The sequence below is a fragment of the Rheinheimera muenzenbergensis genome (assembly GCF_036984005.1).
GTDB classification, from domain to species: Bacteria; Pseudomonadota; Gammaproteobacteria; order Enterobacterales; family Alteromonadaceae; genus Alishewanella; species Alishewanella muenzenbergensis.
Genome location: NZ_JALAAR010000004.1, coordinates 272,901 through 285,733 on the forward strand (window position 1 = coordinate 272,901; position 12,833 = coordinate 285,733).

Consider the following 12,833-nt stretch of genomic DNA (forward strand, 5'->3'; position numbering starts at 1 on the left):
ACGCACATCCTTGATTTATTACAACAATTTAACGGTGATGGGCTGACCTTTTTCCTGCTTTTTAATAAGGCGTTTTGTTCTGTCAATCACATCACCAACCAGTTGGCCGCAGGCGGCATCTATATCATCACCGCGGGTTTTGCGTACAATAACAGTAAAGCCGTATTCTTGTAAGACTTTGTTAAATCTGTCAATCCGCGAATTACTCGAACGTTTGTACGGCGACCCCGGATAAGGGTTGAATGGGATCAGGTTAATCTTCGACGGCGTGTCTTTTAATGCCTGCGCCAACTCATGCGCCTGTTCCATACTGTCGTTTACACCGTCCAGCATGACATACTCTACTGTGACCTTGTCATTGGCTTTAGAGTTCGCCACATAACGCCTTGAAGCCGCTAAAAACTCTTCCATCGGATATTTGCGGTTAACCGGCACCAGCTCATTACGCAGTTCGTTATTGGGTGCATGTAACGAAATTGCCAGGGCAACATCGATCTTATCCCGTAATAGTTCTAAGGCCGGTACTACACCAGAAGTACTTAAGGTGACACGGCGCTTGGATAAGCCAAAGCCGAAATCTTCCAGCATCAGTTCCATGGCCGGAACGACATTATTCAAATTAAGTAACGGCTCGCCCATGCCCATCATCACCACGTTAGTGACAGGTTTATCACCGGTATCGCCATAGCTGCCGATAATCTGCGCCACCCGCCAGACCTGACCGATAATTTCAGATACGGTAAGATTGCGGTTAAACCCCTGCTGCGCCGTAGAGCAAAATGAACAATCCAGCGCGCAGCCAACCTGTGAAGATACACACAGAGTCCGGCGGTCTTTTTCCGGGATCCACACCGTTTCAACTTCCTGGCCACCGCTCAGGCCCATAACAAACTTGATGGTGCCGTCACTGCTATCTTGCCGGGTTACCACGACAGGTGCTTCAATCACGCAACGTGCTTTGAGTTTCTCACGCAGTACTTTATTGATATTGCTCATCTTGTCGAAATCATCGACGCAGAAGTGGTAAATCCACTTCATTACCTGATCAGCGCGGAACGGTTTTTCACCCAGCTCAACAAAAAACGCCTGCATCTCGCTGCGCGTTAAATCGAGTAAATTAATTTTGTTTTGCTGTTCAGTCATTAGCCGACCGCTCCTTACTACTATAAACAATAGCCATAAAACACTGTACCAACATGCACTAAGGGGGCTGCTGCCCCCTTAGTCCGTTACCGCAGGCGATTAACGCTTAACGGGTACGGGCACACAGCTCAGCTTCTGTGAAGAAGTAAGCAATTTCGCGTGCCGCAGACGCTGCTGCATCTGAACCGTGTACCGCATTTTCGTCAATGCTGGCAGCGTAGTCTGCGCGTAAAGTACCGGCAGTCGCATCTTTAGGGTTAGTTGCGCCCATGATTTCACGGTTCTTACGTACCGCATCTTCACCTTCTAACACCTGAACCATTACCGGGCCAGACGTCATGAAAGATACTAAAGCAGCAAAGAACGGACGCTCTTTGTGTTCAGCGTAAAAACCTTCAGCCTGTTCGCGGCTTAAGTGTAGCATCTTAGCTGCAACGATACGTAAACCGGCAGATTCAAAGCGGTTGTAAATCGCACCGATTACGTTTTTTGCAACAGCATCCGGCTTGATAATTGAAAAAGTGCGTTCTAACGCCATAACAGGCTCCTGATTAAAAGATTAGTTAAACTAACTGATTAAATTTTAAGGCGGCAAATTATACGCTAGTTGTATTAAAAAACCTATTTTTGCCGATAAAAAAGCCGCAACTTAGTGTTGCGGCTATAGATGACAGTTTTAGCAGATTAAGGCAGCAATTTAAAAGGTTGCGACAACCTTGACGCTACCGTCGACGCTACCACTGCTTATATAACCAATTGCCGTGCTATCGCCTGCCACGGCAGCTTTAACGGCAGCATCATCTGCCAGCTCTTTTGGTGGCGTGCCCTTGCCGGTAAACACCAGTTTTGACCAGTAGGCTTTCAGCTGCGCTGACGAGCGGTTAAGTACCTTGCTATCGAATTCTTCACGGGCTGCCTGGCCCTCTGCCAGATTTAACGGCGTTGCCTTGCTGCCATCAGCGAAGCTGGACGCCCGGCCTAAAAACAACCGGTTTAAATCATCGGTAGATACTGCATTGGCATTAGCCGGATTAACCACAACAGCAATCTCAGCCTGTGCCAGTGCCGTTGTGAAACCAAGGATTAGAACAAAAGTAGTCAGAAATCGCATAGTCGCTCCTTAGAACACAAGATCAACACCAACAGTGATTAAGCCACTGCGGTCATTTTGGATTTTGTCTTTTTGTGAACTGAACTGCGCTTTAAAAGCGGCAGACGGATGAAAATCATAGCGCATACCAATATTAAAAGTGTCGGCTTCAAAGGCTAAAGATTCTACCGTGCCAATCAACGGCAATAACAACTGTGGTGGCAATGCCGTGGTTAGCGGCTGATAGATCTCAGCTTTGCTGCTATGCTCTTCGCGCTCAAACGACACATATGGCGTTATAGTGTCAAACCGGTAACCTACCGACAGATAATAGTTTTCCCGTTCCGCAAAGAAGGTATCCTCAACATCTACTTTGTTAAATTCGAATACCGCAATCAGGTTGTTCCGGTCAATAGTCGCACCCAAGCCAATAAATACGCCTTTATCATCTGCAAAGTCTACTGATGTTGCGACCTGCGGTAAGCCTACTTGCTGCAGACCACCCAATAATGGCTGTAATGCCGGCGCATCAATCGTCACTTTACCGCTCAGGTATGCGGCCCGTAAATTAAACCAGTCCTGTCCCAGTTCCCAGGTGATACCGGCTATACTGTCAATTTTTGCACTGGCTGCACTGCCCGCCAAACTGATATTGCCGCTGTAGGCACCAAAAATAAGTTGTAATGTGGAGTCAAAGCTGCCGAGCTGCGCGGTACGATAAAGCGAGATGCCCTCTATATTGTCAAAACCCAGACTGTAAACACTTTGCGGCACCCGGCTCCAGTCGTAAGCGTAGCCAACATCCATATAGTCGGAGTATTTATAAAACGGTGTGCGCAACCGACCGGCATTAATACGCATATTGTCGGTCAGCTCATAGGTTAAAAATGCCCATTCAAAGCCAATGTCAAAATCGTTGTTACCACGCCCCATTAATTGCGCCGTCACCGACAGCTTTTCGCCCAGATCAGAGCGTACCTGTAATGCCATTAAACTCTCATTTTTAAAATCGAGATCATCAGCATAACCGTACAAAGTGTCATTACTACCGGTTGTCATACCCGCTTTGATTGAAGCAAAACCGTTAATAGTCACGTCGGCATAAGCCGGGGAGCTCAGTAGCCCGGCAAGTGCCAGTGCCAGAACAGATTTTTTTATCATAGTTACTCCGTACGTTATCGATGTCTTACTGATCCTAGCTGAATTTTGCTGATTCTCCAGCCAACATTAGTTTTTTATTAAGTTAGATCAGTTAATTGCATAAAAAAACGGCCAGGCTGGCCGTTTTTTTATACTTTGTTGTACTTAATGGCCTTCACTGACCATGTTTACGGTGTATTTTGGAATTTCGACCACCAGATCTTCATCGGCGATCCGCGCCTGACAGCCCAGCCGCGATTCAGGTTCCAGCCCCCAGGCTTTATCCAGCATATCGTCTTCCAGTTCTTCACTTTCATTCAGCGAATAAAAACCTTCCCGCACGATAACGTGACAGGTAGTACAGGCGCAGGATTTCTCACAGGCATGTTCAATAGAGATACCGTTACGCAGCGCCACATCCAACACTGTTTCACCGGTTTTCGCCTCCAGTGCGGCACCTTCAGGGCACAGCTGGGCATGGGGTAAAAATACGATTTGTGGCATCTGTTATACCTCGTCCACGTTATGGCCTTTTAGCGCCAGACGGATAGATTGGTCCATACGCCGGGCGGCAAAATCATCGGTTAATGTATTGGTGTGTTCAATGGCGGCTTTAATGGCAGCCGTATCGTCACCTTGCTTAATTTTTGCCAGTTGCGCCAGTGCCTGTTCAATGCTGGCAAATTCTGCTGCGCTAAGCAGTGCTGCATCGGCTTTTAACGCCTGGCCCACAGCTTCAAGTACCCGTTCGGCTTCGACTTGTTGCTCACGCAACAGCCGTTGTTGCATGTCCTGACGGGCATACTGCATTGAGCCTTTAAGCATGTCAGCCACCTGATCATCGCTAAGGCCGTATGACGGCTTCACCTGAATATTGGCCTGCACTCCGGTCGACTTTTCCTGAGCGCTGACACTGAGTAAGCCATCTGCATCAACCTGAAAGGTGACGCGGATATGAGCGCCACCAGCCGGCATTGGCGGTATACCCCGCAGTTCAAAGCGCGCCAGAGAACGACAGTTCTCTACCAGTTCACGCTCACCCTGCACCACATGCAGCGCCATCGCAGTCTGGCCATCTTTAAAGGTGGTAAATTCCTGCGCCCGTGCCACGGGTATCACGGTATTACGCGGGATAATTTTTTCGGTAAGCCCGCCCATAGTTTCCAGGCCCAGCGACAACGGGATCACGTCCAGTAACAGGGTGTCAGCTTCGGCTTTGTTGCCCACCAGTACGTTAGCCTGAATAGCTGCGCCCAACGCCACGACCTTATCCGGGTCTATTGACGTCAGTGGCTCAGAGCCAAAAAATGCTGCCACTTCGCTGCGCACTAAAGGCACCCGGGTTGAACCGCCAACCATTACAACGGTAGCAATATCAACAGCCGTTAAGCCGGCATCCCGCAGTACCTGACGGCAAGCCCGGCTGGTTTTCTTCACTAAGGGGCTAATTAACTGGTTAAACTCAGCCCGGCTAAGCTCAGCCTGCTGCTGCGTGCCAGGCAGGCTAAAGTTTACTGTGTCGGTGGCACTAAGTTGCTCTTTAACCGAACGGGCCAGCGTTAAATACTGGCGCATTTGTTGATGGCTAAGGTTGCTGACACCGGCTTGCTGTTGCATCCAGCTAACCAACGCATGATCAAAGTCATCCCCACCCAGCGCGGAATCACCGCCGGTAGCCAGCACTTCAAATACGCCGCGACGCAACCGTAAGATAGAAATATCAAAGGTGCCACCGCCTAAATCGTACACGGCAATAACGCCTTCCTGGCCAGAATCAAGGCCGTAGGCCAGTGCAGCGGCTGTGGGTTCGTTCAGCAAACGCAATACGGTTAAACCTGCCAGCTTAGCGGCATCCTTGGTGGCCTGGCGCTGGGCATCATCAAAATAAGCCGGCACGGTAATCACCACACCATTTAGCTCGCCACCGAGGGTTGCACTGGCAGTATTAGCCAAGGTAGCCAGAATTTCAGCCGACACCTCTACCGGATTTTTTACGCCCAGTGCAGTGTCTATCGCGACCAATCCCTGTTGATCAACCAGCCGGTAAGGAACTTTGTCATTTAGCGCCAGCGTTTCGCTATAGCCTTTACCCATTAAGCGCTTCACCGACACTATGGTATTTTCAGCATCGCTGTCGGCGGCCTGCATAGCCGCATCACCCACGGTTACGCCTTCAGCGCTGTAGCGCACTACTGAGGGCAGCATATCGCGGCCCTGGGTATTTTTCAGCGTGTTAGCTTCGCCGCTGCGCACAGTAGCGACTAATGAATTGGTGGTGCCAAGATCAATACCGGCCGCCAGCTTGTGCTGATGCGGCGCAGCGCTTTGTCCGGGCTCTGCGATCTGTAATAACGCCATAGTGTTGTTTAGTCTTGTAGTTGCTGTTCGATAAGCTCAAGCTCCTGCTCAAGCTTATAAAAGAATTTTAGTTTACGAATAAGCTCGGCAGCCAACTGGTCCTGCTCATGGCTGACGGCATCGAGCGCCGTTGCTAACTGCTGCTGTAATTGTTTTTTTTGTTGCTGTAGCAGTTGTCCAATATTCACTATCACGGCGTCGGCATCATCACTGTGTTCAATGTCTGCCAATTGTTCACGCAGTTCCATCTGTTGCATCAGGAAGGCCGGATCGGTAAAGCTGCGTTGCTCCTGGCTGATTTTTAGCCCGCGTAGCGCCAGCAAGTGTTCAGCCCGCAATAACGGCTGCTTAAGGCTGTGATAAGCATCGTTGATATTGGCCGTATGCTGCACGGCCAGCAGTTTATCGCGCTCTGAGCCGGCAGCATGCTGGTCGGGATGAAACTGCTTTTGCAATCTGAGATAGCGCGATCCGAGCTCGGTTAAATCGAGATCGAATTTTTCCGGCAGCTGAAACAACTGAAAATAGTTCATCCGGCCCTTACAGTTTTATACGGTAAAACTTTCGCCACAACCACATTCGCCATTGACGTTCGGGTTGTTAAACTTAAAGCCTTCGTTTAAACCTTCTTTGGTAAAATCCAGTTGTGTACCGTCGATATACACCAGACTTTTGCCATCAACAATTAACTTCAGGTCGTCATGTTCAAACACCTGATCATCGTCGTTCAATGTATCAACGAACTCCAGCACATACGCCAGGCCAGAGCAGCCGGTGGTTTTTACGCCGACCCGCAAACCTATACCTTTGCCGCGGTTATGCAAAAAGCTGCGTACCCGTTCAGCAGCAGCCGTTGTCATCGAAATGGCCATAAACCCTTAACTCCCCTGCTTTTGCTTATAATCGGCAATAGCGGCTTTAATGGCATCTTCTGCTAAAATGGAGCAGTGAATTTTTACCGGAGGCAATGCCAGCTCCTGAGCAATGTCAGTATTTTTAATCAGCTGAGCTTCATCCAGGCTTTTGCCTTTTACCCACTCAGTTACCAGTGAGCTGGAGGCAATGGCACTGCCGCAACCATAGGTTTTAAACTTGGCATCTTCAATAATGCCTTGATTATTAACCTTAATTTGTAGTTTCATTACATCGCCGCACGCCGGAGCGCCAACCATACCAGTCGCTACACCAGCTTCGTCTTTATCAAAAGAACCAACGTTACGCGGGTTTTCATAGTGGTCGATGACTTTATTACTGTATGCCATGATAGTTACCTCTTATGCAGCCAGTGCGCTTAGTGCGCAACCCAGGCCACAGTGTTTAAATCGATACCGTCTTTGTACATATCCCACAACGGTGACATTGCGCGCAGTTTTTCTATCGCCTGATGCACTATTTTAATCGTATGGTCGATCTGCTGTTCAGTCGTAAAGCGGCCAATGCTAAAACGGATAGAACTGTGTGCCAGTTCGTCGCTCATGCCTAAAGCACGCAATACATAAGATGGCTCTAAACTGGCTGAGGTACAGGCCGAACCTGACGACACAGCGATATCTTTTAAAGCCATTATCAGTGACTCACCTTCAACGTAGTTAAAGCTGATATTGGTGATCTGCGGTACGCGTTGTTCGCGGTTACCGTTTAAAAATACCTGTTCGATATCTTTAACACCGTTTAATAAACGATCACGCAGTACGCTGATGCGCTGAATTTCGTCATGCATTTCCAGCTTAGCAATACGGAATGCTTCGCCCATGCCCACGATCTGGTGCGTTGGTAACGTACCTGAGCGCATACCACGTTCGTGGCCACCACCGTGCATCTGCGCTTCTAAGCGGATACGTGGTTTACGGCGCACAAAAAGAGCACCTATACCTTTAGGGCCGTAGGCTTTGTGGGCTGAAAATGACATTAGGTCGACTTTTAATGCCTGCAGGTCAATATCTATCTTGCCGGCCGCCTGAGCAGCGTCAACATGAAAAATAATACCTTTGCTACGACACAGCTCGCCGATAGCGGCGATGTCCTGCACCACACCAATTTCGTTATTTACAAACATTACGCTAATCACGCTGGTGTCAGGGCGAATGGCCGCTTCCAGCATGGCAAGGGTGATCAAACCGTCGGTTTGCGGCTCCAGATAGGTTACGTCGTAACCTTCGCGCTCCAGCTGTCGCATAGTATCTAAGGTCGCTTTATGCTCGGTTTTTACCGTAATCAGGTGTTTGCCTTTTTTACGGTAAAAGTCGGCAGCGCCTTTAATTGCCAGGTTATTTGATTCTGTCGCACCGGAGGTAAATACAATTTCACGCGGGTCAGCGTTAACCAGTTCAGCAATCTGGCTACGGGCAATTTCTACCGCTTCTTCTGCCTGCCAGCCAAAGCGATGCGAGCGCGAGGCCGGGTTACCAAACTCACCGTCCATCGTTAAAAACTGCATCATCTTCTCTGCTACCCGCGGATCGACCGGGGTAGTTGCAGCATAGTCCAGATAAATAGGTAGCTTCATTGTTTGCTCCGTGTTGCCTACAGCTGGCAGCTGACTTCGATATCAGTTGCCGGGTTTTTCACAATGCGGTTTTTTTGCCGCTTTGCCACGTGTTGTACATCTTGCTGGTTAACCAGCTCACCCAGCGTAATACTGGTAAGAAAATCTTCAATACGGTTGCTTAAATCGCTCCACAGCGTGTGGGTTAAGCAGCGGGTACCGCTATGGCAATCTGACTTGCCCTGACAGCGGGTGGCATCGACCGACTCATCTACCGCACTGATCACGTCCGACACTGAGATTTGGCCAGCTTCACGGCCTAACTGATAGCCGCCACCCGGGCCACGTACGCTGCTGACTAACCCTTGCTTACGCAGACGGGCAAACAGTTGCTCCAGATAGGACAGCGAAATACCCTGACGCTCGGAAATATCAGCCAGCGGCACTGGGCCACTGCTGGTATGCAAAGCCACGTCCAGCATAGCCGTTACCGCGTAGCGGCCTTTCGATGTCAGTCGCATAGTTTGCCCCCCGAAAATATTGGCGCTATTGTACTTTCCTGACTATTTTAGTCAAGTATTAATAGCCTAGTATTTTAGTCGGGTATTGTGCGCTAAGGTTCAATCCGGTGTTTAACTAGATGTTAGGATCGAAGGCTTCAACGTCACGTTTGCGTGCTTCTGCCGCGCGCTTTTCTGCCAGCTTAAAATCTTCTTCATCAATGGTAACGGTAGGGACTTCTTCACAGACATTGCCACCGAGCTGGTTTACGCTGTGGCACAACTCACCTACTTTGGTATCCAGCAACTGGATATGGTCCAGCATGCGGCCAATAGCATTGGCTACCGGGTCCGGGTTGTCGGCCGAAACGGCGTAAGCATCAAAGCCAAACTTCTGCGCCAGTTGTTTGCGCTCTGCACTCACCTCAGCGTCTGCCCTGGCGACAATACGGCCGGGAATACCGACTACAGTAGCGCCGGCCGGTACATCTTTAACCACCACCGCATTAGAACCAATACGGGCATTTTCGCCAACCTGTAACGGCCCCAGTACTTTGGCACCGGCACCAATAACTACGCCATTGGCTAAAGTAGGGTGGCGCTTACCCGGGTTCCAACTGGTACCGCCCAGCGTGACACCATGGTACAACGTAACATCATCGCCAATCTCAGCTGTTTCACCGATGACAACGCCCATGCCGTGGTCAATAAAAAAGCGCCGGCCAATTTTGGCGCCCGGATGAATTTCTACCCCGGTTAACCAGCGCGCTATGGTGCTTAAAAAGCGTGCCAGCCATTTCCAGTTGGCCCGCCACAATTTATGGCTGACGCGATGCCACCAGATAGCATGCAGGCCGGGGTAATTGGTTAAAACTTCAAAGCTGCTGCGCGCGGCCGGATCACGCTCAAACACACTTTTGATATCTTCTTTGATACCAGAAAACATGCCTTACTCCTTCTCGCCCTGAGCCTTGCGGCCAAAACGCTGCACCGAGGTTAGGATGCCGCGCAGTATGTTATATTCGGCTTCTTCCGGCCGTGCCCGGGTAAACAGCCGCTTGAGTTTGGTCATTACTACGCCGGGGTGTTGCTTAATAATAAAGCCGGTTTCATTTAACGTATCTTCTAAATGCTGATAAAAATTCAGCATTTGCTCATTGCTCGGATAAGCCACCTCGTCGTCTGACACAGGCTGCGATTGTTGCTGCGACTGCTGTTGCAACCAGGCCATACGTACTTCATAGGTTACGATCTGCACCGCCATCGCCAGATTTAATGAGCTGTACTCCGGGTTGGCGGCTATGCAGACATGATAGTTGCACAGCTGCAGCTCTTCGTTAGTTAAACCGCTGCTTTCACGGCCAAACACCAGCGCTACCGGATGCTTTGCGCCTTCCTGCACGGCTTTAATGCCACATTCACGCGGCTCCAGCATTGGCCAGCTTAAGGTGCGTGAACGCGCACTGCTGCCAACCACTAACGGGCAATCTGTTATAGCCTGTTGCAGGGTATCAAATACTTTGGCATTGGCCAGAATATCACTGGCACCCGCAGATAAGGCATAGGCCTGGCCATCGGGCAGCTCTTTAGGTGCCACTAAATACAGTTGTGACAGGCCCATGGTTTTCATAGCACGGGCTACCGAGCCAATATTGCCGGTGTGGGTAGTGCCAACAAGAATAATTCGGATCTGGTCTAACATAAGGCTTCCCGCGTTAAAGGGCGGGCATTCTACCACAGCCAAAAGCAATTGTTGATGAGAAAATAGCAGTCTGGCCATCTAACAGTGGCCGATTAAGCGATCAGCCCGCCTGCTTTTTCTGCTTTGTTTTGCTACACTAGCGCCACTTTAACAACAGGGAACCGCGAACATGAAAACAATAAAACTTGCCGTTGCGTTATCTGCTTTACTGTTAAGCCCGCTGTCGAGCGCTGACAGCAACACCGAAGCCTTACAACTGGCGGTTGATCATCCCAGCCGCACTGCTGCCAACGCCGAGCGCGACAAATACCGTAACCCGGCCGCCACGCTGGCGTTTTTTGACGTAACGCCAAACAGCACCGTTGTTGAAATTTCCCCCGGCGGCGGCTGGTATACCGAAATTCTGGCCCCGTTACTGGCAGCACATGGCACCTTATATGCTGCGCACTTTCCGGCCGACAGCACATCAGACTACTACAAACGCAGCCGCGCCGGCTTTGTAGAAAAACTGGCTGCCAACCCGGTATTTAGCCGTGTGCAGCTAACTGAATTTGCACCAACCAATAGTAATACCATAGCACCGGCAGGTAGTGCTGACGTCGTGCTGACCTTCCGTAACTTGCATAACTGGTATAACCAGGGTGGTGAAGACGCCTTGCTCAACAGCTTTAAACAGTTTTACAGCGCGCTTAAACCCGGTGGTGTGCTGGGCGTAGTAGAGCATCGGCTGCCAGAGGACAAAATGGTTGGTGACTGGATAAAGTCCGGCTATTTCCCGGAAAAACTGACGGTGAAACTGGCACAGCAGGCCGGTTTTGTTTTAGAAGCACAAAGCGATATCAATGCTAACCCGAAAGACAGTGCTGATCACCCTGGCGGTGTCTGGAGCCTGCCCCCTGTGCTGCGGTTAAAAGAGCAGGACAGAGAAAAATATCTGGCGATTGGCGAAAGCGACCGCATGACACTGAAGTTTCGTAAGCCAATGGCTAAATAATATTTTGTATAATTGACGGAAAGTTAAATGAAAGTACTGGTAATTGGCGGCGGTGGCCGCGAGCATGCTCTGGCCTGGAAAGCAGCACAGTCTCCTCTGGCGAGTCAGGTATTTGTCGCGCCGGGAAATGCCGGCACCGGCCGCGAAGCTAATTTGCACAATGTCGCTATCGCCGCGGATGATGTTGCTGCGCTGCTGGCGTTTGCTAAAGCTGAAGACATAGCGCTGACTATTGTTGGCCCGGAAGCCCCTCTGGCAAAAGGCGTGGTAGATGCATTTCGCGCCGAAGGTCTGGCCATTTTCGGCCCAACCCAGGCTGCAGCCCAGCTGGAAAGCTCTAAAGCTTTTGCGAAAGACTTTTTAGCCCGCCACCAAATCCCCACCGCCGCTTACCAGACATTTACCGACACTGCGCCGGCTAAAGCCTTTGCGCAAACCCTGGGCCTGCCGGTAGTAATTAAAGCCGATGGCCTGGCGGCAGGTAAAGGCGTAATTATTGCGCAGAGCCAGCAGGAAGCTGACGCCGCCATTGACGATATGTTATCCGGCAATAAGTTTGGTGATGCCGGCAGCCGGGTGGTCGTTGAAGAGTTCTTAACCGGAGAAGAAGCGTCCTTTATCGTGATGGTTGATGGCAAAACGGCCCTGCCGTTTGCCTCATCGCAAGATCACAAAGCCCGTGACAATGGCGATAAAGGCCCGAACACCGGCGGCATGGGCGCTTACTCGCCAGCTCCGGTGGTTACGCCTGCAGTACATGATTGGGTGATGCAACACGTGATTTACCCAACAGTGAACGGCATGGCCAGCGAAGGCACCGTTTTTACCGGCTTTTTATATGCCGGTTTAATGATAGCGCCCGATGGCAGCGCCAAGGTGCTGGAATTTAACTGCCGCTTCGGCGATCCGGAAACCCAGCCGATTATGTTGCGTTTACAGTCAGACCTGGTAGAGCTGTGCTTAGCGGCCACCAAGACTGCCTTGGCAGATAAACAGATTAACTTTACGCAGGATGCCGCTATTGGCGTGGTGCTGGCTGCCGGTGGTTATCCTGACAGTTATGCCAAAGGTAAAGTGATCACAGGTTTGGATGGCGCCGACTCGGCTATAGCCAAGGTATTTCATGCCGGTACAGAGTTAAAAGATGGCCAGGTCGTAACCAATGGTGGCCGGGTACTCTGCGCCACGGCCTTAGGTGCCAACGTGACCGCTGCGCAGCAGGCGGCTTACCAACTGGCAGATAAAATAAGCTGGGACGGCATGTTTTGCCGCACCGACATAGGCTACCGTGCCATTGCCCGCGAAAAAAACTAATGTTTAAGCGCTGTTACTGTTCGCAGTAACAGCCTGTTCTGGCGCGACAAGCCGGTTAACCAACGTATTGTTATTGTCATTTGCAGTTCATCGCCGCAGGCTAGGCT

The 12,833-nt window shown here is 50.4% G+C and carries 15 protein-coding genes; 2 read left to right on the forward strand and 13 right to left on the reverse strand.

The window, feature by feature from the left end:
* Window positions 1-18 precede the first annotated feature (18 nt).
* From rlmN to trmJ, 13 genes are all read right to left on the reverse strand, one after another.
* Window positions 19-1,143 (reverse strand): dual-specificity RNA methyltransferase RlmN, encoded by a 1,125-nt coding sequence (rlmN, locus tag MN202_RS06865; protein WP_335735354.1) that lies wholly within the window; start codon window positions 1,141-1,143, stop codon window positions 19-21.
* Window positions 1,144-1,249: 106 nt separating this feature from the next.
* A complete protein-coding gene (gene ndk / locus MN202_RS06870) occupies window positions 1,250-1,681 on the reverse strand; it encodes a nucleoside-diphosphate kinase (protein ID WP_335735355.1) in 432 nt (143 codons plus the stop codon).
* A 159-nt stretch (window positions 1,682-1,840) separates the two neighbouring features.
* Window positions 1,841-2,254: a type 2 periplasmic-binding domain-containing protein gene (locus MN202_RS06875; RefSeq protein WP_335735356.1), complete on the reverse strand. Its 414-nt coding sequence runs from the start codon at window positions 2,252-2,254 to the stop codon at window positions 1,841-1,843.
* Between the two features lie 9 nt (window positions 2,255-2,263).
* The gene (locus tag MN202_RS06880; RefSeq protein ID WP_335735357.1) at window positions 2,264-3,394 is read right to left on the reverse strand and encodes a porin; all 1,131 of its coding nucleotides are present in this window, start codon (window positions 3,392-3,394) and stop codon (window positions 2,264-2,266) included.
* A 144-nt stretch (window positions 3,395-3,538) separates the two neighbouring features.
* Complete coding sequence (gene fdx, locus MN202_RS06885) at window positions 3,539-3,877, reverse strand: ISC system 2Fe-2S type ferredoxin (RefSeq protein WP_335735358.1); 339 nt, start codon at window positions 3,875-3,877, stop codon at window positions 3,539-3,541.
* A gap of 3 nt (window positions 3,878-3,880) precedes the next feature.
* Window positions 3,881-5,731: a Fe-S protein assembly chaperone HscA gene (hscA, locus tag MN202_RS06890; RefSeq protein WP_335735359.1), complete on the reverse strand. Its 1,851-nt coding sequence runs from the start codon at window positions 5,729-5,731 to the stop codon at window positions 3,881-3,883.
* Window positions 5,732-5,739: 8 nt separating this feature from the next.
* A complete protein-coding gene (gene hscB, locus MN202_RS06895) occupies window positions 5,740-6,264 on the reverse strand; it encodes a co-chaperone HscB (RefSeq protein WP_335735360.1) in 525 nt (174 codons plus the stop codon).
* Window positions 6,265-6,279: 15 nt separating this feature from the next.
* Window positions 6,280-6,603 carry an iron-sulfur cluster assembly protein IscA gene (gene iscA / locus MN202_RS06900; RefSeq protein ID WP_335735361.1) on the reverse strand — a complete coding sequence of 108 codons (324 nt, stop codon included), beginning with the start codon at window positions 6,601-6,603 and terminating at the stop codon, window positions 6,280-6,282.
* A 6-nt stretch (window positions 6,604-6,609) separates the two neighbouring features.
* On the reverse strand, window positions 6,610-6,993 hold the full coding sequence (gene iscU / locus MN202_RS06905; RefSeq protein WP_335735362.1) for a Fe-S cluster assembly scaffold IscU: 384 nt from the start codon (window positions 6,991-6,993) through the stop codon (window positions 6,610-6,612).
* A gap of 29 nt (window positions 6,994-7,022) precedes the next feature.
* Complete coding sequence (locus tag MN202_RS06910; protein ID WP_335735363.1) at window positions 7,023-8,237, reverse strand: IscS subfamily cysteine desulfurase; 1,215 nt, start codon at window positions 8,235-8,237, stop codon at window positions 7,023-7,025.
* A 17-nt stretch (window positions 8,238-8,254) separates the two neighbouring features.
* Window positions 8,255-8,737, reverse strand: coding sequence for a Fe-S cluster assembly transcriptional regulator IscR (gene iscR, locus MN202_RS06915; protein ID WP_335735364.1), 483 nt, complete (start codon window positions 8,735-8,737; stop codon window positions 8,255-8,257).
* A gap of 115 nt (window positions 8,738-8,852) precedes the next feature.
* Window positions 8,853-9,662, reverse strand: coding sequence for a serine O-acetyltransferase (gene cysE, locus MN202_RS06920; protein WP_335735365.1), 810 nt, complete (start codon window positions 9,660-9,662; stop codon window positions 8,853-8,855).
* A gap of 3 nt (window positions 9,663-9,665) precedes the next feature.
* A complete protein-coding gene (trmJ, locus tag MN202_RS06925) occupies window positions 9,666-10,418 on the reverse strand; it encodes a tRNA (cytosine(32)/uridine(32)-2'-O)-methyltransferase TrmJ (protein WP_335735366.1) in 753 nt (250 codons plus the stop codon).
* 169 nt (window positions 10,419-10,587) lie between these two features.
* Between trmJ and MN202_RS06930 the strand changes: the two genes are divergently transcribed.
* Together MN202_RS06930 and purD are read left to right on the forward strand one after the other, a co-directional pair.
* A complete protein-coding gene (locus MN202_RS06930; protein WP_335735367.1) occupies window positions 10,588-11,412 on the forward strand; it encodes a class I SAM-dependent methyltransferase in 825 nt (274 codons plus the stop codon).
* Window positions 11,413-11,439: 27 nt separating this feature from the next.
* The gene (purD, locus tag MN202_RS06935) at window positions 11,440-12,726 is read left to right on the forward strand and encodes a phosphoribosylamine--glycine ligase (RefSeq protein ID WP_335735368.1); all 1,287 of its coding nucleotides are present in this window, start codon (window positions 11,440-11,442) and stop codon (window positions 12,724-12,726) included.
* Window positions 12,727-12,833 lie beyond the last annotated feature (107 nt).

Bases quoted from the DNA above. Each gene is read 5' to 3' on its own strand.
- rlmN (WP_335735354.1), bottom strand. From the start codon at position 1,143: ATGACTGAACAGCAAAACAAAATTAATTTACTCGATTTAACGCGCAGC.
- ndk (WP_335735355.1), bottom strand. From the start codon at position 1,681: ATGGCGTTAGAACGCACTTTTTCAATTATCAAGCCGGATGCTGTTGCA.
- MN202_RS06875 (WP_335735356.1), bottom strand. From the start codon at position 2,254: ATGCGATTTCTGACTACTTTTGTTCTAATCCTTGGTTTCACAACGGCA.
- MN202_RS06880 (WP_335735357.1), bottom strand. From the start codon at position 3,394: ATGATAAAAAAATCTGTTCTGGCACTGGCACTTGCCGGGCTACTGAGC.
- fdx (WP_335735358.1), bottom strand. From the start codon at position 3,877: ATGCCACAAATCGTATTTTTACCCCATGCCCAGCTGTGCCCTGAAGGT.
- hscA (WP_335735359.1), bottom strand. From the start codon at position 5,731: ATGGCGTTATTACAGATCGCAGAGCCCGGACAAAGCGCTGCGCCGCAT.
- hscB (WP_335735360.1), bottom strand. From the start codon at position 6,264: ATGAACTATTTTCAGTTGTTTCAGCTGCCGGAAAAATTCGATCTCGAT.
- iscA (WP_335735361.1), bottom strand. From the start codon at position 6,603: ATGGCCATTTCGATGACAACGGCTGCTGCTGAACGGGTACGCAGCTTT.
- iscU (WP_335735362.1), bottom strand. From the start codon at position 6,993: ATGGCATACAGTAATAAAGTCATCGACCACTATGAAAACCCGCGTAAC.
- MN202_RS06910 (WP_335735363.1), bottom strand. From the start codon at position 8,237: ATGAAGCTACCTATTTATCTGGACTATGCTGCAACTACCCCGGTCGAT.
- iscR (WP_335735364.1), bottom strand. From the start codon at position 8,737: ATGCGACTGACATCGAAAGGCCGCTACGCGGTAACGGCTATGCTGGAC.
- cysE (WP_335735365.1), bottom strand. From the start codon at position 9,662: ATGTTTTCTGGTATCAAAGAAGATATCAAAAGTGTGTTTGAGCGTGAT.
- trmJ (WP_335735366.1), bottom strand. From the start codon at position 10,418: ATGTTAGACCAGATCCGAATTATTCTTGTTGGCACTACCCACACCGGC.
- MN202_RS06930 (WP_335735367.1), top strand. From the start codon at position 10,588: ATGAAAACAATAAAACTTGCCGTTGCGTTATCTGCTTTACTGTTAAGC.
- purD (WP_335735368.1), top strand. From the start codon at position 11,440: ATGAAAGTACTGGTAATTGGCGGCGGTGGCCGCGAGCATGCTCTGGCC.